Here is an 18,400-nt window from a genome sequence, read left to right as displayed (position 1 = left end):
GTGACTTGTTATGCTAGGACGAGAGGGGGAGGGAAATCCGTCTCCGCAGCGCCGCTCTGGACGTGGCTCTGCGACTGGTGCCGCTTTGGGGTGTCATGACTTTCTTTCGAAGGATCGGCTACTTGCCTCTTTTTCGGAGTCGAACGGGAAGTTTATTCTAAGAGAAAGAAATCTTTTCCCCGTTTAAAAAGTATTGACATTTACCCGAATGCTAGTATATTCGCCCTTTGTGTTGCCAGTAAAAACCATGCGCTTCGCGCAGTAATGGTAAATCTCAAAAGAAAAGAGGTGATATCGTCAATGAAAAAACTGATCTCTCTCGCACTTTGCCTCACTCTGGCTCTCGCCTTTGCTGCTGGCTGCAAGAAGAAGGAAGAGGCTCCGGCTCCTGCTGCTGAGCAGGCTGCTCCGGCTGCTCCGGCTGCTCCGGCCCAGGCTCCGATGTCCTCCGCTAAGGCTCCGGCTGCTCCGGCTGCTCCGGCTGAGCACAAGTAATTCGGAAACGGGTGCACCTGTTTCACGAAAAAGCCCACGGCTACCTGCTGTGGGCTTTTTTCATGTCCGCCGCTCCCCAATCGCCTTGACAAGCGCCGCGGCGCGGTGCTATGTATGGCGGTCATTCTAAATAAAGTCCTGGAGGAAGAAATGGAAAGAACATTCGCAATCATAAAGCCTGACGCAGTTGAGAGAAACGTCACCGGTAAGGTGATCGAGATGATAGAGAACGCCGGCTTCGGCATCGTGGGGATGAAGAAGATCCGCCTCACCAGGGCACAGGCGGAAGGTTTCTACTACGTGCACAAGGAGCGCCCCTTCTTCAACGACCTGTGCACCTTCATGGTACGCAACCCGGTCATCGTCATGGTGCTGGAGAAGGAGAACGCGATCCTGGCATGGCGCGGCCTCATGGGCGCCACCAACCCGGCGAACGCCGACGCGGGGACGATCAGGAAAGAGCTCGGCGTGAGCATCGAGGAGAACACGGTGCACGGCTCCGACTCCCCGGAGTCCGCTGCCTACGAGATCCCCTACTTCTTCAGCGCGCTGGAACTGGTGTAATATAGATTCACAACAGATGAGGTAAAAAAAGCCCTTCGCTTTAGAAGGGCTTTTTTATATGCTAACGGGCATGGAAAAAGTCGATCTCAAGAATTTCACGCTGCAGGGGCTGGAAAAGTACATTGCCGGAGTCGGCAAGGAGCGCTTCCGGGCCAAGCAGATCTTCAAGTGGCTCTACCAGCTGGACGCCCTCTCCTTTGCGGAGATGACGAACATCTCCAAGGAGTTCAGGAACTCCCTCGCGGAGACGGCCACCATCTCGAACCTCGTGCCGGAGGTGGTGGAGTCCTCCGCGGACGGCACCAGCAAGTACCTCTTTCGCCTGGCCGACGGAAACGCGGTGGAGGCGGTCCTCATCCCGGACGAAGGTCGCAACACCCTGTGCATCTCCAGCCAGGTGGGGTGCGCCATGGGGTGCGCCTTTTGCCTCACCGGGACCTTCGGGATCATCCGGGACCTCACCACGGCTGAGATCGTGAACCAGGTCTGCGCGGTGAAGAGGGATCACCCGGTGCGCAATATCGTCTTCATGGGGATGGGTGAGCCGCTGGCGAACCTCTCCGCAGTCGTCCCCGCGGTGCAGATCCTCACCGATCCGGACGGCTTCCAGTTTTCCAACCGCAAGGTCACCGTCTCTACCTCCGGGCTCGTCCCGGAGATGGCGGAGCTCGGCAGGTCGGTGGTGGTGAACCTCGCGGTCTCCCTGAACGCCACGACGGACGAGGTGCGAGACCGGATCATGCCGGTGAACCGGCGCTATCCGCTGAAGGAGCTCCTCGCGGCTTGCAAGGAGTTTCCGCTCCCGTCGAGGCGCTGGATCACGGTGGAGTACGTCATGATCCGCGACCTGAACGACTCGCTGGAGGACGCGAAGCGCCTGGTGCGCCACATCTCCAACTTCCCCTCGAAGGTGAACCTGATTCCCTTCAACGAGCACGGCAGCTGCGATTTCCGCACCCCGACCCAGGAGACGATAGACCGCTTCCACAAGTACCTCCTCGACAAGCACGTGACGGTCATCACCCGCTCCAGCCGCGGCGGCGACATCTCTGCCGCCTGCGGGCAGCTGAAGGGGAAGCTCGACGAGGAGCGCGGGCGGAGAGCGGCGGCAGCGGCGGAGAGCGCCGAGGCGGCGGCCTAGGATTCATCTCCTGCGGGCTCGGAGTTCGAGCGGACGCAGCAGGGATCACCACTTCATCGCGCAGGGCAGAAAAGCTACTATATTTATTTACTATGCAATACAGGAGGGATTATGGCGGAAGAAGTGATCGGCGTTATCGGCGGCAGCGGGCTGTACGAGATGGAGGGGATGACTGACATCGCCCACGTCACGGTGGACACCCCTTTCGGCAGGCCCTCTGACGATTTCATCACCGGAAAGCTCGACGGCATCCCGGTGGTCTTCCTGCCGCGTCACGGCAAGGGGCACCGCTTCATGCCGAGCGAGGTGAACTACCGCGCCAACATCTACGGCATGAAGAAGCTCGGCGTCACCCGCATCATCTCCGTCTCCGCCGTGGGGAGCCTCCGCGAGGAGATCGTCCCCGGCCACATCGTCATCCCCGACCAGTTCATCGACCGCACGAAAGGTATCCGCAGGGACACCTTCTTCGGCGGCGGGGTCGTCGCCCACGTCGCCTTCGCCGATCCGGTCTGCGCCGACCTCTCCGCGGATCTCTATGCCGCCGCCACCGAAGTCGGCGCCACCGTGCACCGCGGCGGCACCTACCTCTGCATGGAAGGCCCCGCCTTCTCCACTCGAGCCGAAAGCCACATGTACCGCTCCTTCGGCGCCTCCATCATCGGGATGACCAACCTCACCGAGGCAAAGCTCGCCCGCGAGGCGGAGCTCTGCTACGGCGTCATCGCCCTCTCCACCGACTACGACTGCTGGCACGACAGCCACGAAGACGTCTCCGTGGAGGCGGTCGTCGCCATCATCAAGTCCAATGTGGCGACGGCGAAGTCCATCATTCGTGCCGCGGTGCACCGGATCGGCGGGGAGCGGAGGTGCCCCTGCGCCTCCGCGCTGCAGTACGCCATCATCAGCGAGGTCCGGGGCGACAGCTCCGTCATCCCGGTGGAGACGCGCGAGGCGCTCGACCTTATCATCGGCAAATATCTCTGAGGCTGCACCTACTGCGGCGCCCCTCTCGCCTGTCCCCCGACGGCTCCGGGGCGCCGACTACATCTGATCCTGGAGGCGTTATGAGCATACTCGTTGTCGGTTCGGTGGCCCTTGATTCGGTGGAGACCCCGTTCGGGAAGAGGGAGCGGGTCCTTGGCGGCTCCGCCACCTACTTCGCCACCTCCGCGAGCTTTTTCACCGACGTGAACCTGGTGGCGGTGGTAGGGGAGGACTTCCCGCAGGAGCACGTCGATTTCCTGCGCTCCCGCGACATCGACCTCACCGGCCTCTCCCGCGTCCCCGGGGAGACCTTCCACTGGAAGGGGTACTACGGCTACGACTTGAACGAGGCGCAGACCCTGGAGACGCACCTGAACGTCTTCCAGCACTTCAAGCCCCGGATCCCCCCCCAGTACGCCGACGCGGAGTACCTCATCCTCGCCAATATCGACCCCGAGTTGCAGCTCGAGGTGCTGAAGCAGGTAAAAAGGCCAAAGCTCGTCGCCTGCGACACCATGAACTTCTGGATCTCCTCCAAACCGGAGGCGTTGAAAGAGGTCATCAGCCGCGTCGACATCTTCATCATCAATGAGTCGGAGGCGCGCCAGCTCTCGGGGGAGGTAAACCTGGTGCGGGCGGCGCGCGCCATCCTCGCCATGGGGGTGAAGAACCTGGTGGTGAAGCGCGGCGAGTACGGCGTCCTCATGTTCAACGGCAGCTCCCTCTTTGCGGCACCCGCCTACCCGCTGGAGGAGGTCTTCGACCCCACCGGCGCCGGGGACACCTTCGCCGGGGGCTTCATGGGGTACCTCGCCAACATCGGGGACACCTCGGAGGAGGCGATCCGCCAGGCGATCATCTTCGGGAGCGTCATGGCCTCCTTCAACGTGGAAGCCTTCAGTCTCGACCGTCTGAGGACTCTCACCTACCCCGACATCGAGGCGCGCTACCGCGACTTCAAGCGCATGACCCACTTCGAAGAGGTGGGGGGGCTGTAAGGGCAGGTTCATTGACAACCTAAAGTTCATCTGTTAATTATCCCCAGTAGAGGTTCCGGCATGATAGGCGTTTTCCCGACCCGTTTTCTCTGCATTTTCATTGTTGCAGCACCGCTGGCGCTCGGCGGCTGCGCCCTCAACGAGGCCGCCAAAAACAAGGCTGCCTACCACCTTCAGATGGGTCAGTCCTACCTTGCCGAGAACAACATCACCGGCGCGCTGGTGGAGCTTTCCGAGGCGGAGAAGATAACACCAAAGGACCCGGAGCTCCTGAATCTCCTAGGTCTCACCTACTTCCGGAAGGGTCGCTACGAGCTTGCCGAGGAGAAGTACCTGAAGGCGATCGAGAAGCGTCCGGCCTACTCGGAGGCGCGCAACAACCTCGGGGTGAACTACCTGGAGATGAAGCGGTGGAACGACGCGGCGGCGCAGTTCAAGCTCGTGCTCGAGGACATCTTCTACCGCGACACCGACAATGCCAGCATAAACCTGGGGCTCGCCTACCTCGGGAGCGGCGAGTACCAGCAGGCGCTCCCGATCCTCAGGGGGGTGATCGCCAGGAACCCGGCGGACGCGAGGGCGCGGCTGCAGCTCGGGCGCGTCTACTTCGCCATGGACCGCACCGAGGCGGCGATAGCGGAGTACAAAAAGGCCCTGGAGCTGAACCGCTCCTACGCCAACGCATATTATTATCTGGCTCTGGCGCAGGTGAAGATGAAGGACACCGGCGCTGCCAGGAGCGCCTTCAGGGAAGTGATCCGCATAGCACCTGATTCCGAGATCGGACAGCTCTCCAGGGAATACCTGGACCTGCTGAAGTGAGGGGAGCGTGCCTGAGGCAGAAGCAGGAAATGGAGGGGGGGTAGGGGAGCTCCTGCGCAGCACGCGCGAGGCGCGCGGCGTGACGCTGGAGGAGGCGACCCGCACCACCAAGATAAGCAGGACCTACCTCACCGCCATCGAGGAGGGGCGCTTCGAAAAGCTCCCGAACCCGGCGTACATAAAGGGCTTCTTAAGGCTATACGCGGGGTTTCTCGGCCTTTCCGGCGACGAGGTGGTGGCGCGCTACGAGGCGACCCTCCCACCGGCGGAAGCGCACCCCGAGGAGGCGGACCACCCGCACCTCCAGGTCGTGGAGCGGGTCCGCTTCGGCGGGCACGGCAGGTGGGCGGTCCCTGCGCTTCTTCTGTGCCTCGTCATTCTCGCCGCCATATTCCTGACCGAAGGACAGGAGCGGATGGAGCGGCCGGCTCCCCCGCAGCAGCCGGCTCCCCCACCGCCCCCGGCGCCCGCCGCGGCTCCCCCCCCGCAGCCCGTTCTCCAGCCGGTCTCCTCGGCGCAGCAGGCGCCGCCGGGCCCGCTCCCCGCGACGGCGGGTGGCGACAGCGGCCAGGGGGCGGCCCCCCCGGTGAAGGGGGTCATGCTGAGGCTTCGCTTCAACCGCGACAGCTGGCTCACCATCACCATCGACGACAGCATCACGCAGCGCTACGACCTGAAGGCGGGAGACATCGTGGAGTGGAAGGGGGAGCGGCAGTTCTCCCTCGATCTCGGGGACGGAGGCGCTGTGGAGGCGGAGTTCAACGGCAGGCCGCTGAAGCCCCTCGGCGAGCCGGGTAGGCAGGTGCACGTGGAGCTCAAGGGGGAAGGACAGCAATAACGGGAGGCAACTCATGCGACTGGCTGCGCGCTGCAGGAAGTGCGGGAAGGTGATGAGGAGCGAGAGGGTGGACGCCTACCGGGTGAAGATGAGCTGCACCTGCGGCTTCTCCGATTTTCGCAGCGTCACGGAGCGGGTGAAGACGGTGAACCCCTTCTACCACCGCGGGAGCTACACCCCGTTCCTTGAGAGCGAAAAGGGGAAGACGGTCCTCACCATGCAGAAGGCGAACCGGGAGCACATGGAGATCATCTCGCTGGAGGAGATCAGCATGCTCGTCTCCTCCGACTACGACCTCCCCGAGGTGCTGCAGCTCGTGGCGCAAAAGATCGCGCAGCAGCTCAGGGTGAGTGTCTGCTCCATCTACCTCATGGAGGACGGCTCCGATGAGCTGGTACTTGCCGCCACGCACGGCTATGATCCCGCCTTCGTCGGAAAGATCAGGATCAGGGTAGGGGAGGGGATCACCGGGATGGTGGCGAAGCAGCGGGAGCACATAGCACTGAACCGCGCCTCGCAGGACGCCCGCTACAAGAACTTCCCGGAGCTGCAGGAGGAGCGCTACAACGCGATGCTCTCCTATCCGGTCACCGACAAGCAGGAACTCTTCGGGGTGATCAACGTAAACAGCACCGCCATGAAGACCTTTTCGCAGGACGAGATGTACTTCGTCTCCATCATCGCGAACCTGATCCTCTCCGCCGTGAAGCTCAGGAAGAGGGTCGCCGCGGCGGAAAAGGGCGTGGCTTGACAGCAGATACCCCCATGCTAGAATGACCGAGTTATTGACCGCAGGTTACAACTGGAAGCAGGAGTCGAGATTGGCAAAACAGCCGAAGAGGATACTGGTGGTGGATGATGAGGAGAACGCGCGCATCGGGCTGTCGCGCCTCCTTTCCAAGGAGGGGTTCCAGGTCGACAGCGTCGCCAACGGCTTCGAGGCGCTGAACTACCTGCGCGAGCAGGAGGTGAACCTCATCGTCACCGACATCAACATGCCCGAGATGAACGGCATCACCTTCCTCAAGGAGCTGAACCGGAGCTACCCGAAGAGCAACGTCATCATGATCACCGCCTACGGCGGCGTGGAGTCGTACATCGAGGCGATGAACCTCGGGGCCTTCGAGTACATCAACAAGCCGGTAAAGATCGACGAGCTGAAGTCGATCCTCAAGAAGATCTTCAAGGAGACGAGTCACTGATATGATGTTGTGAAGGGGGGCTTCATGGTCATGTTCGAAAGGATTCTCTTCGCCACCGATTTCTCCGAAAGCTCGGAACACGCCTTCCAGTACGCGCTCTCCCTGGCGCGGCAGTTCAACTCGCGCCTCATCATCCTGCACGTCATCAATGAGCCGGTCGACCTGCGCGGCTTCTACGTGCCGCACATCTCCTTCGAGAACCTGGAGAAGGAGATCGAGCTCGGCGCCGAGAAGATGATGGCCCGCTTCTGCTCCACCCACATCGTGAACTTCGACAACTTCGAGACCCTCATCGTCACCGGCATTCCGTACGAGGAGATCCTGAAGAAGTCGCAGGACGACAACGTCTCCATGATCGTCGTGGGTACGCAGGGAAGAACCGGGCTCGATCATCTCCTTTTCGGCAGCACCGCCGAGCGCGTGGTGCGCAAGGCGCTCTGCCCGGTGATGACCGTACGGCACCCTTAAAATCCCGTATAGAGAGAGGCCCAGGCGCCCCGGGGGCAGCGCACGCTGCCCCCTTTTTACGTCGTCGTCAGATTCCACAGATAGAGAGTGATTTTCATGAGTAATGCAGAGCATCAGCCGCGCGGACGGGTCCTGATCGTCGACGACGAGAAGGTCATTCTCGATCTGACAGCGATAATCCTCAAGAACCGTGGCTACGAGGTCTTCACCGCACTGAGCGCGAAGGAGGCCTTCGTCATCATCGAGGAACAGAAGCCGGAACTGGTGCTTCTGGACTACATGATGCCGAACGTCGACGGTCTCACCGCCTTGAAGGAGATCAGGCGGCGCTTCCCGGACACCTACGTGATCATGTTCACCGGGAAGGGGAGCGAGGAGATCGCCGTCGAGCTCATGAAGGCGGGCGCCTCCGACTACATCCTGAAGCCGTTCAACAACCAGGACATGGTGGAGCGCATCGAGAGCGTGCTGAAGCTGCGCGCGGTGGAGCTCCAGAACCTGGCACTTCTGAGCGAGCGGGAGCGCCTTCTGGCCGAGATCGCGGAGTGGAACCGCGAGCTCGAGGCGCGGGTGGAGGAAAAGAGCCTGGCACTCTCGCGCGCGCAGGCGGAGATCGTGCAGTCGGAGAAGCTCGCGACGCTCGGCTACCTTTCCGCCGGGATGGCGCACGAGATCCGCAACCCGCTGAACTCCATAGCGCTCTTCGTGCAGCTCATCCGCGGCGGGCTGGACGAGCCGGAGCGTCAGGACTACGTGGAGAAGATACTGAAGGAGGTCGACCGCATCGACGCCATCCTCTCCAAGCTCCTCGACGCGTCGAAACGCCCCCGCTTCGAGATCACCGACGTGCGCGTCGACCGCATCCTGGAGAACACCCTGGAGGCGTTCACCCCGCAGCTGAAGCAGAAGAAGATCCGGGTGGTGCGCGACTACAAGTCTATTCCCCCCGCCATCAAGGCGGATCCGATGGAGATCGAGCAGATCTTCACCAACCTCTTTTTGAACTCCATCCACGTCATGAACGAGGAGGGGACCCTCGGGGTGCAGCTCGACCAGGACGACGAGTACATCAACCTGCGCGTCTCCGACACCGGCCCGGGGATCGCGCCGGAGAACATCCCGAACATCTTCGACCCCTTCTTCACCACCAACAGCCGCGGCACGGGGCTCGGTCTCTCCGTGGTGCTGCGCATCGTGAAGACCTACCGCGGCAAGATCGCGGTGGAGAAGAGCGACGCCTCCGGGACGACCTTCTCGGTGCGCCTGCCGCTCGCCCCCGCGTGAGTCGGCGTACACCTTTCCACTTTCCTTTTGCGCCCTCTTTTTGTATGATGACGCATCCCATCAGACCATGAGGTGGAAATGAGTGCTGCCAGGGGGAAAATCCTCCTTGTCGACGACGACAGCTTTTTCCTGAAGATCCTGAGCGACGCCTTCCTCAGTGCCGGTTTCGAAATCGTCACTGCCGAGGACGGGATCGAAGGGGTGCAGCGCTTCGTCGAGCAGCGCCCCGATGTGGTGATCTCCGATCTCATCATGCCGCGCATGGGAGGGGTGAGCACCTGCATCGAGATCGCGCGGCTGGCGCAGGACGGCGAGCCCGTCATCATCCTCCTTACCTCCATGTTCCAGGGAGCACCCCACGAACACCTGACCCCCGAGATGGGGGCGCGGGTGCACATCCCGAAGTCGACCCCCCCACTGGACATCGTCATCATCGTGGAACAACTCTTGGAACGGAACCGGGCGCGGCGCAGCGCCGCCTGAGTACATCATGCCCTTTCTGTTGCGTAATCTGACTGTCGAACCGGGTACCGACGAAGGTAGTCTGCCGCGGCTCGTCGCCGGCAAGATCGGCGTGTCCCACACCCAGATATCCTCCTTCAGGATCGTCCGCAAAGGAGTGGATGCCCGGAAGAAGGGTCGGGTGAAGCTCGTCTACACGCTGGAGTTCTCACTCCCCTCCGGGACGCGGATGCGGCGCATCGATGACCTCTCCGAAACGGAGGTGCCGGAGCCCCCCCTCTTCCCGCGCATCGATCGAGACAGCGGTGCGGTCATCGTAGGGATGGGACCCGCCGGCCTTTTTGCCGCGCTGCGCCTTGCCGAGTACGGCCTCACCGCGCGGATCGTGGAGCGCGGCGCGCCGGTGGAGGAGCGCACCCGCCACGTGGCGCGCTTCTGGTCCACGGGGGAGCTCAATCCGCAAAGTAACGTCCAGTTCGGCGAGGGTGGGGCGGGAGCCTTTTCCGACGGGAAACTCACCACCCGCGTCAAGGACCCGAACTGCGCCTACGTGCTGGAGAAGCTGGTGCGCTTCGGCGCTCCCGCCGAGATCCTCTACGCGGCGAAGCCGCACGTGGGGACCGACCGCCTCGCCGCCGTGGTGAGCGGGATCCGTGAGCATCTCATCGCGAAGGGGTTCCGGATCTCCTTTAACTCCACCATGACCGCGATCCAGACCTCCGGCGGGGGGATCAGCGGGGTCGTGCTGAACGATTCGACCGAGGAGGCGTGCGGCGCCCTCGTCCTCGCGCCGGGGCACAGCGCACGCGATACCTACGCCATGCTCTCCCGCGAGGGGGTGCAGATGGAGCAGAAGCCGTTCGCGGTGGGGGTGCGGGTGGAGCACCCGCAGGAGCTCATAAACGCCATCCAGTACGGCAGGAACCACCACCCGGCCCTCCCGGCGGCGGAGTACGCCCTTGCCTACAACAGCCCGACCGGCCGCTCGGCCTACTCCTTCTGCATGTGCCCGGGAGGTGTGGTCGTCGCCTCCAGCTCGGAAGAGGGTGGGGTGGTGACGAACGGGATGAGCAAGTACCTGAGGAATGCGCCGAACGCCAACAGCGCCCTCGTGGCGAGTGTCGGCCCGCGCGATTTCGGCGGCGACTCCCCCCTTGCCGGGGTGGAGTTCCAGCGCCTCCTGGAGCGCGAGGCCTTCCGCGCCGGTGGCGGCGGGTACCGCGCCCCTGCCCAGAGCCTCCTCGCCTTCATAGGAGAAGGGAAAGGCTCCCTCTCCTCCAGCTACCGCCCCGGGGTCACCGAGAGCGACCTCTCCGCGCTTCTGCCGCCAGCGGTGAGCGAGACGCTGAGAGAGGGGATACGCTACTTCGACGGGAAGATGCGCGGTTTCATCTGCGCGGATGCGACCCTCACCGGAGTGGAGACAAGAACCTCGGCGCCGCTTCGCATCGTGCGCGGCGACGACCTGCAATCCGTCAGCCACCGGGGGCTCTATCCCACCGGCGAGGGGGCGGGGTACGCCGGGGGGATCATGAGCGCCGCCCTCGACGGGATCCGCGTCGCCGACGCCATAGCCGCAGCGCTGCGCGGCTGAAGAATCAACAAGGGAAGCCACATTTCAAGGAGCCAAAGGTGAAAAAGATTTGCGTTGCTGACATAAAGGATCGTGACCTGGTACAGGGGGTCTTCCTGGTAAAGGAAAAGATCCTCGCCATGGCCAAAAACGGCAAACCGTACCTGACGCTCAAGCTGATGGACAAGACCGGCGAGGTCGACGCGAAGGTGTGGGACAACGCCGACGAGATCGGCGCCCTCTTCGACAGGAACGACTTCCTGAAAATCTGCGCGAAGGCCTCCGTCTACCTCGGCAAGATGCAGCTCATCGTCTCCGACCTGAAAAAGGTCCCGGAAGAGGAGGTGGAGCTCTCCGAGTTCCTCCCGGAGACGGAGCGCGACATACAGGTCATGGTGGGAGAGCTGCAGGCTCTCATCGCCTCCATGAAGGACCCGCATCTGCAGCTTCTCCTGCGCCGGTTCTTCGACGATCCGGAACTCATGGCGTGCTACCGCGTCGCCCCGGCGGCGAAGGGGATGCACCACGTCTACCTCGGCGGCCTTCTGGAGCACTCCCTGGCGGTCGCGCGACTGGTGGATGTCATCGTTCCCCTCTACGCGGGACTGAACCGCGACCTCCTGGTCGCTGGGGCGCTCCTGCACGACATCGGCAAGGTGCGCGAGATGACCTACCTGCGCTGTTTCGACTACAGCGACGAGGGGAAGCTTATCGGCCACATCACCATCGGTGTGGAGATGCTGCAGGAGAAGATCATCGGCATCCCCGGCTTCCCGCTGGAGCTCGGCATGCTCCTGAAGCACATGATCCTCTCGCACCACGGCCAGTACGAGTACGGCTCCCCGAAGCGCCCGAAGACGATCGAGGCGACCGTGCTGAACTACCTGGACGACCTCGACTCGAAGATAAACGGGATCAGGACCCACATGAAGAAGGAGCCGGAGAACCCGGCGCGCTGGACCTCCTACCACCGACTGTACGACCGCTACTTCTTCAAGGAGAACGGGCTTGGCGTAGTCGAGGAGGAACTCGTGCAGGAGTACCGCGCCGAGCCGGTCCCGCTGGTGGAGAGTGTCGAGGAGCCGGCACGGCGGGAGAAGCCTGCCATTCAGCCGAAAGAGCGGGAGCGGAAGGCCTTCACCAACAACCCCTTCGAAGCGCTGAAGGGGGAGAACCTGGACCTCTTCTAGAGAAACCAGCAGGAGCGACGTGATGATCATGGAAATCGTGGTGGTGGACCCCCTGGGGGTGAATTGCGTCATCCTCGGAGATGAAAAGACCAAGGTCGGGGCGATCGTAGATCCCGGCGGCGATGCCTCCGACATCCTCGCAGCGGTGGAGCGGCTCGGGCTCACGGTGAAGTACATCATCAACACCCACGGCCACTTCGACCACATCGGCGCCAACGCCGAGGTGAAGGAGAAGACCGGCGCGGAGCTCCTGATCCACGAGGGGGACTTCCCGATGCTGACGAGGGCGAGCCAGTGGGCGACGCAGTACGGCCTTTCGGTGCAGGACTCTCCGCACCCGACGAGCTATCTCACCGACGGGATGAAGATAGAGATAGGGGGGCTGACAGTGGAGGTGATTCACACTCCCGGCCACACCCCGGGGGGCTGCTCGCTGTACCTGAAGGAAGAGGGGATCGTCATTACCGGCGACACCCTCTTTGCTGACTCCGTCGGGCGAACCGACCTCCCCGGCGGCTCCCACCAGACGCTGATCCGCTCCATCAGGGAGAAGCTCCTCGTCCTCCCGGACGACACCACCGTCTGGCCCGGTCACGGCCCTTCCACCACCATCGGGCGTGAGCGGCACGGCAATCCGTTCCTGACGTAGAGGGAAAAGATGGGAGAGGCTACTTTTTCACACAGGGAGAAGGAGCCTCTCCGCCCCGTCTCACCTCCCGCTCTTGATGACTTTCCATTGAAAGGGCACGCCATGCTAAAGGGAAAAGAGATTATTCTTGGAGTCACCGGGGGGATCGCCGTGTACAAGGCGGTGGAGCTCCTGCGCCTCCTGACGAAGGCCGGCGCGAACGTCCACGTCATCATGACGCGCGCGGCTACTGAATTCGTGGCTCCTCTCACCTTTCAGACCCTCTCCGGGCGCCCGGTCCACACGGAGCTCTTCAGCCTGATCCAGGAGCAGGAAATAGGGCACATCTCCCTTGCCGACCGCGCCGACCTCTTCGTCATCGCGCCCGCCACCGCGAACTTCGTCGGGAAGGTCGCCTGCGGACTGGCCGACGATCTCCTCACCACCGCCGTCATGGCAACGAAGGCGCCGGTTCTGATCGCCCCCGCCATGAACATGAACATGTACCAGAACCCGATCTACCGGGAGAACGAGGCGCGGCTCAAGAAGCACGGCTACCTCTTCGTCCACCCCGCCACCGGGCTCCTCGCCTGCGGCTGGGAAGGGGAGGGGAAGCTTCCCGATCCGGAGGTAATTTTTGAGGAGGCGCTCGCGGCGCTGACCCAGAAGACGCTTCCCGAGGTGCGGGTCGTCGTCTCTGCCGGCCCTACCCGGGAAGCGATCGACCCGGTCCGCTACCTCTCCAACCACTCCTCCGGGAAGATGGGGTATGCCATAGCCCGGGAGGCGGCTCGGCGCGGCGCGGAGGTGACGCTGGTGACCGGGCCGACGGCGCTGAAGGTGCCTGCCGGCGTGAACGTGGTGCGGGTGGAGAGCGCCCTGGAGATGAGGGACGCGATGCTGGAGCGCGCGGCTACCTCCGACATCATCATCAAGGCAGCAGCAGTGGCGGATTACCGGCCGCGCGAGCGCTTCGACCAGAAGGTGAAAAAGGGTGACGCGACGCTGACGCTGGATCTTGAGAAAAACCCCGACATACTCGCGGAGCTCGGTTCGCAGAAAGGGGAAAGGCTTCTGGTCGGCTTTGCGGCGGAGACGGAAGCGCTCCTGGAAAATGCGGAGAAGAAGCTCAGGGAGAAGAATCTGGATTTGGTGGTGGCGAACGACGTAGCGGCGGAGGGCGCCGGTTTCCACGTCGACACCAACATCGTGAAGTTTCTGTATCGTGACGGAAGGGTGGAGGATCTCCCCCTCATGTCGAAGGACGCCGTCGCGGCCCAGATACTAGACCGCGTGGAGGCGCTGTACCGCACCCGCTAGGATTAGATGTGTAATGTTGTACTGTAGGCCGGAATAAGCGCAGCGTTTCCGGCAGGAAGCTCGGTGGAGGCCGCGGGACGGCGCACCGCGAGATTTTTAAGGTTCATCGGGTTTATCGGACAATTCCGGACCCAGGATGGTGTTCCCACCAAGGACGACGCAAGCCCATACGTCCCCCCCTTTGCGAAGGGGGGACAGGGGGGATTTCCTCCCCCGGAAATTCCCGGCAGAACCGGGCATCTAGGTGAGAGGTAGAAAAAATGGTTGAACTGGCTGAGCAGGAGCTTCTGGTGGCGTCCCTGCGGGGGTACCTGGAGGAGCTGCTGGAAAGCGGCGTGACGGAGCTGGCGTTCGGCGGCGAAAGCGCATCGCCTCCCGCCGCATCACCGGTTGCTGCATCTCCTGCAGCTGCTCCCGCCGCGGAGAGCCCCGTAGCACCCCTTTACCAAGCCTTTGGCGATCCGGCCGCGCGTCTCGTACTGGTCATGACCGGCGACGGCTACAGGGGCGACGCCGGCGAGCTCCTGGCAAAAATGGTACAAGCGATGGGTTTCGCCATTGAAGAGGTCTATCTCCTCACCTTTGATCCTGCCAATCCCCCGTCCCGATCATCCCTTCTGGAGGTGCTGCACACGGTTGAGCCCGAGGCGGTGATGACTCTGGGAGAAGACGCGGCGCAGATTCTCGCCGGAAGCGACGTCTCCCTTGCCGACCTGCGCGGCTCCTTTTCTGCGCTGGAGGGCGCACCCCTCATGCCGACGTGGCACCCGGAGGTGCTCCTCAACAACCAGGCCCTCAAGCGCGAGGCGTGGAACGACATGCAGCAAGTGATGCACCGCCTCGGGAAGTCGCGCCGCGCCTGAGACCCCTTCTTTTCCGCGGATTCCGCACCCGCTTCTCCCCATTCCCCTTCTTCCCGTCCGGCCGCTCCCCGCGGCCAAAGAGGATCTTCCCCCGCCTCTCCATCTCCACTCCTACCGTACATTCCGGGGCGCGAGCTTCGCTTGACACTCCTTCCCTGCCCGGTACCCTAGAAGGGTTTGCCTGATTGGCTGGCGCTAATCTGCAGCTCGTCGTGGCAACGGGCCCGCGTGAACCGGTTCAGAAGCAAGAAACATCAATTGCCAGAAAGGCTGTACGACAATCAGAACGATTGAGAAGTCTGTAGTCCCAACATCCACCAGTAAAGGAGGAGAGGAGTATGAGAATATTCCTGGGGCGTATGGCTTTCATTCTCTGTTTGGCGTTGATTGCCGCATGCGGCGGCGGAGGAGGGGGTGGAGACAGCGGTAGCGCGGGAGGCGGCGGTGGCGGTGGCGCGACCGGTGCCGTCTCCATCAACGGGAAGGTAACTTACGACTTCGTCCCCGCCACCTACAGCCAGACAACCGGTCACGGTACCCTTGCCTTTTCCAACGCGGTGGCGAAGCCGGTGCGTGACGTCACGGTCCAGGTCATGCAGGGCACGACGGTTCTCGCCACCACAAGGACTGATTCCTCTGGCAACTACCAGGTCTCCTACACACCGAACGGCACCGCCAACCTGAAGCTCGTGGTAGTGGCGGAGACGGCGGACCCGCCGATGCAGGTAAAGGACAACACCGACCAGGGCTCGACCTGGAGTATGAGCGCTCCACTCGATGGAACCTCCGGCACCAAGAACATCCACGCCGCCACCGGGTGGAACGGCACGGCGTACGTCGCCGCCAATAGAAGGGCCGCGCCATTTGCCATCCTCGACACCATGTACTCCGCGTCGAAAGGGGTAAGCGCCGTGAAGACCGTTGCCTGGCCGGCGCTGACGCTATACTGGAGCCCCAGCAATGTTCCGGAGTCCGGCGACAATGCGCAAGGTTTCATCACCACCTCGCACTACTCCATAACCGACAAGGCCATATATATCCTCGGCAAGGACGGGGTCGACACGGACGAGTTCGACAACCACGTCATCGCCCATGAGTGGGTGCATTTCCTGCAGTTCAATCTCTCCCGCTCCGACAGTCCGGGAGGGCCGCATTCTTCCGGAGAGAAACTGGATCCTGCTCTCGCTTTCGGAGAGGGGTGCGCCACGGCGATGGCGGCAATGGTGTGCAACGACCCTCTCTATGTGGACACGATGTGGTCCGGCGGGGTGCTTGACAGCTTCGGCGTCGACGCGGAAACCGCACCCTCGGCCGCGGACGACGTCGACTATGGCTGCCTTTGCGAAGACTGCGTCACGAGAGCGATGTACGATCTCTATGACACCGGCACCGGCGAGGCGTTCGACCATGTGGGCGTGGGGCTGGGAGGGGTGTACGATGTGCTCGCCGGGCCGCTGAAAACGACCGACGCCATGGTCACCCTCGGAGCCTTTGTCTACTATCTAAAGCAGCAACAAGGGGTCGACTCGGCAGCTGTCGACACGGCCCTTGCCCACTACGGTATCGGCGCCATAACCTCGGAGTACGGGACCGGGGACATTAACCTCTCCGAGATGTACATCCCAGTTTCATCCTTCCCGGCAGGCATCAACATGACCCTGCTCGGCGGTGGCCACTACAACGAGTGGGATCAGAGGCAGTACTTTGTCTTCGTCGGCAATGGCCGCACCATCACGGTATCGGCCGCCTCGGCACAGGATGTGGCTCTCGACGTGTACCAGGGCGGGAACCCGCTCGCCTCGGCGGACGCGGTGTCCAGCGGGACCGAGACAGTGCAGGTGGCGACGGAAAGCGGGAAGAAGTATGTGGTCGTCCTTACCGGGTACAGCCAAAGTAGCATCAGCTACACGGTATCCCTGAACTTCACCAGCAACTAAAAAGACTCTCGATGGAAAAGGAGCGCATATGCACAAGATCGCTTCTGTAGTGGTTGCTGTACTCTTCGCCCTCTCGGCGCTGGCGATGATACCGCGAGATTCCACCGCCTACACGAAGGGGAAGACGAGGCCAGTAGGGAAACGGGTCGCTCCCGTATCGGTAAATGCGGAGATGGGGAGCAGCGCGGCGCGCGTATCGATAACATTCAATGCCGCCGCAACCGACGTGGAGGTGCGGGTAAATGGGGTCGACGGGCTGAAAGTCACGAGCGACGCCCGTCCCGTTGCCGGCCAGAGTTTCGCGAGTGGGCAAAAGAAAGCGTTCGATGTGAGCTACCGCGCGGGGGAGGGGCGGTCATCCCTGGTGGTGGCGGTAAGCGGGAAGTTCGGCGGCATGAAGCAAAGCAGCGTAACGAGCTATTCCGTCGGCGCCCCCACCGCAGAGCAGAAAAGAAAAGCTGCCGGGACCACGATCACCGACAGCACGGGAAGACGTCTGAAGGACATGCCGGAATAGGAGAACGGATCCATGTGAGAAGCGATAATGGCCTGCAATGCAGGCCATTATCATTTGGAGGTAGGCGGAATGTAGAATGTGGGCCGGAATAAGCGAAGCGTTTCCGGCAGGAAGCTCCGACATACTTGCCACCAGAAGGCGGCTCCCGTTTCGAAATCGGCTCCGGAGATGGCGAAAAATCAGCTGGAGATATGCCGCAACTGCCGCGGTTCCCAAATCGCCTGCCTGAGCTTCATCCGGACCTGATCGAGCTCCTCGTTCGCCTGCGGCTTGGTGATCTTCCCGCTCTTGTACAGAAGCCTCAGGTTCTTGCGGATGGCATCCCCGGCCTCCAGCGCCTTCTCGCCGGTGGGGTCGGCATGGTAGATAAGGGCCTTTCGCCCGTTCAGCAGAAAATCGAAGACCGCGTCCTGGGAGAGGCGCATGTACTCTTCCCGGTCCGTTTCCTCCAGTGTATAGCGGGAGCTTTCGTTGATGGTCTGCAGAAACGCCTGCCACTTCTCCAGGCGGCTCACCAGCAGGATGGAGTTGAAGATCCGCTTGTTGGTGGCAAACGAGAAGATGGTGTTGGAAACCACCCTCTGGAGCAGGAGGTCGTTGCGGCTGAAGTGCTCCTGTGCCACCTTCTTCCCCGTTTCCCAGATGTCTTTCTCCACGTAATTCTCGAAGCGCATCTCCCAGTAGGCGTGTTTCAGCGTCATCGCCGCGAAGCTCTTCATCACCTTGAACGGAACGTAGTAGTTGTGCGCGACGCAGTCCGCGGCAAGGTGGCTCAGGTAGCCGTAGGCGCAGGAGCGCTGCGCATCATCCTCCGCGTTTTCAAGGATGCGGAAGCCGATCCGCCAGCGGTGGCAGTGCTGCAGGTAGTGGGTGTATTTCTTCCCGAGCGTGATGTCCGCGGCGATGCAACCGTAGAGGTAGTCGTAGGGGTGGGCGCCGATAACGGCGGCGATGGCGGGATCGAGCATCCCCAGGTTGGAGAGTACGTTCATCCCGAGCTGCAGGTGCACCCCCCCTCCCCAGGCAAGAGCCTCGTGGGGGATGCCGAGAACGAGCAGGATAGCTGCCGCGACAAGTAGTAGCATAGGCAAAGCATAGAGAATCCTTGGGG

The 18,400-nt window shown here is 62.4% G+C and carries 20 protein-coding genes; 19 read left to right on the top strand and 1 reads right to left on the bottom strand.

The features are described from left to right. The first annotated feature begins 300 nt into the window (after window positions 1-300). The 19 genes from LPW11_RS03555 to LPW11_RS03465 all read left to right on the top strand — a co-directional run bounded on the left by LPW11_RS03555 (window position 301) and on the right by LPW11_RS03465 (window position 17,289). Window positions 301-495, top strand: coding sequence for a hypothetical protein (locus LPW11_RS03555; protein WP_230996755.1), 195 nt, complete (start codon window positions 301-303; stop codon window positions 493-495). Between the two features lie 150 nt (window positions 496-645). Further along, a complete protein-coding gene (gene ndk, locus LPW11_RS03550; protein ID WP_230996754.1) occupies window positions 646-1,059 on the top strand; it encodes a nucleoside-diphosphate kinase in 414 nt (137 codons plus the stop codon). Window positions 1,060-1,129: 70 nt separating this feature from the next. Next, window positions 1,130-2,200, top strand: coding sequence for a 23S rRNA (adenine(2503)-C(2))-methyltransferase RlmN (gene rlmN / locus LPW11_RS03545; RefSeq protein ID WP_442899814.1), 1,071 nt, complete (start codon window positions 1,130-1,132; stop codon window positions 2,198-2,200). A gap of 111 nt (window positions 2,201-2,311) precedes the next feature. After that, window positions 2,312-3,187 carry an S-methyl-5'-thioadenosine phosphorylase gene (mtnP, locus tag LPW11_RS03540; RefSeq protein ID WP_230996752.1) on the top strand — a complete coding sequence of 292 codons (876 nt, stop codon included), beginning with the start codon at window positions 2,312-2,314 and terminating at the stop codon, window positions 3,185-3,187. An 80-nt stretch (window positions 3,188-3,267) separates the two neighbouring features. Beyond that, a complete protein-coding gene (locus tag LPW11_RS03535) occupies window positions 3,268-4,185 on the top strand; it encodes a PfkB family carbohydrate kinase (RefSeq protein WP_230996751.1) in 918 nt (305 codons plus the stop codon). Window positions 4,186-4,245: 60 nt separating this feature from the next. Next, entirely contained in the window at window positions 4,246-5,007 is a 762-nt protein-coding gene (locus LPW11_RS03530; protein ID WP_442899802.1) for a tetratricopeptide repeat protein, read from the top strand. A 7-nt stretch (window positions 5,008-5,014) separates the two neighbouring features. Then, entirely contained in the window at window positions 5,015-5,845 is an 831-nt protein-coding gene (locus LPW11_RS03525) for a helix-turn-helix domain-containing protein (RefSeq protein WP_230996750.1), read from the top strand. A 13-nt stretch (window positions 5,846-5,858) separates the two neighbouring features. Next, window positions 5,859-6,596, top strand: coding sequence for a GAF domain-containing protein (locus LPW11_RS03520; protein ID WP_230996749.1), 738 nt, complete (start codon window positions 5,859-5,861; stop codon window positions 6,594-6,596). Window positions 6,597-6,666: 70 nt separating this feature from the next. After that, window positions 6,667-7,047, top strand: coding sequence for a response regulator (locus tag LPW11_RS03515; protein WP_230996748.1), 381 nt, complete (start codon window positions 6,667-6,669; stop codon window positions 7,045-7,047). A 24-nt stretch (window positions 7,048-7,071) separates the two neighbouring features. Further along, window positions 7,072-7,515 carry a universal stress protein gene (locus LPW11_RS03510; protein ID WP_230996747.1) on the top strand — a complete coding sequence of 148 codons (444 nt, stop codon included), beginning with the start codon at window positions 7,072-7,074 and terminating at the stop codon, window positions 7,513-7,515. 96 nt (window positions 7,516-7,611) lie between these two features. Beyond that, complete coding sequence (locus LPW11_RS03505) at window positions 7,612-8,799, top strand: hybrid sensor histidine kinase/response regulator (protein ID WP_230996746.1); 1,188 nt, start codon at window positions 7,612-7,614, stop codon at window positions 8,797-8,799. A gap of 78 nt (window positions 8,800-8,877) precedes the next feature. Next, window positions 8,878-9,282: a response regulator gene (locus tag LPW11_RS03500; RefSeq protein ID WP_230996745.1), complete on the top strand. Its 405-nt coding sequence runs from the start codon at window positions 8,878-8,880 to the stop codon at window positions 9,280-9,282. A 7-nt stretch (window positions 9,283-9,289) separates the two neighbouring features. After that, window positions 9,290-10,855, top strand: coding sequence for an NAD(P)/FAD-dependent oxidoreductase (locus LPW11_RS03495; protein ID WP_230996744.1), 1,566 nt, complete (start codon window positions 9,290-9,292; stop codon window positions 10,853-10,855). Window positions 10,856-10,893: 38 nt separating this feature from the next. Continuing rightward, complete coding sequence (locus LPW11_RS03490; RefSeq protein ID WP_230996743.1) at window positions 10,894-12,024, top strand: 3'-5' exoribonuclease YhaM family protein; 1,131 nt, start codon at window positions 10,894-10,896, stop codon at window positions 12,022-12,024. Window positions 12,025-12,046: 22 nt separating this feature from the next. Then, window positions 12,047-12,673 (top strand): MBL fold metallo-hydrolase, encoded by a 627-nt coding sequence (locus LPW11_RS03485; RefSeq protein ID WP_230996742.1) that lies wholly within the window; start codon window positions 12,047-12,049, stop codon window positions 12,671-12,673. Between the two features lie 102 nt (window positions 12,674-12,775). Continuing rightward, window positions 12,776-13,972 (top strand): bifunctional phosphopantothenoylcysteine decarboxylase/phosphopantothenate--cysteine ligase CoaBC, encoded by a 1,197-nt coding sequence (gene coaBC, locus LPW11_RS03480; RefSeq protein WP_230996741.1) that lies wholly within the window; start codon window positions 12,776-12,778, stop codon window positions 13,970-13,972. Window positions 13,973-14,232: 260 nt separating this feature from the next. Continuing rightward, complete coding sequence (locus tag LPW11_RS03475; protein WP_230996740.1) at window positions 14,233-14,835, top strand: uracil-DNA glycosylase family protein; 603 nt, start codon at window positions 14,233-14,235, stop codon at window positions 14,833-14,835. Between the two features lie 338 nt (window positions 14,836-15,173). Next, window positions 15,174-16,772 carry a hypothetical protein gene (locus tag LPW11_RS03470; protein ID WP_230996739.1) on the top strand — a complete coding sequence of 533 codons (1,599 nt, stop codon included), beginning with the start codon at window positions 15,174-15,176 and terminating at the stop codon, window positions 16,770-16,772. 28 nt (window positions 16,773-16,800) lie between these two features. After that, a complete protein-coding gene (locus LPW11_RS03465; protein WP_230996738.1) occupies window positions 16,801-17,289 on the top strand; it encodes a hypothetical protein in 489 nt (162 codons plus the stop codon). A 179-nt stretch (window positions 17,290-17,468) separates the two neighbouring features. Here LPW11_RS03465 and LPW11_RS03460 read toward each other — a convergent pair whose 3' ends face one another. Further along, window positions 17,469-18,374, bottom strand: a complete 906-nt coding sequence (locus tag LPW11_RS03460) for a zinc dependent phospholipase C family protein (protein WP_230998238.1) — start codon at window positions 18,372-18,374, stop codon at window positions 17,469-17,471. Window positions 18,375-18,400 lie beyond the last annotated feature (26 nt).

Origin of the sequence: Geomonas sp. RF6 (genome assembly GCF_021044625.1) — a bacterium.
Taxonomy (GTDB): domain Bacteria; phylum Desulfobacterota; class Desulfuromonadia; order Geobacterales; family Geobacteraceae; genus RF6.
The sequence above is the reverse complement of the archived record's forward strand: the minus strand, read 5'-3'. Positions and strand labels throughout refer to the sequence as shown.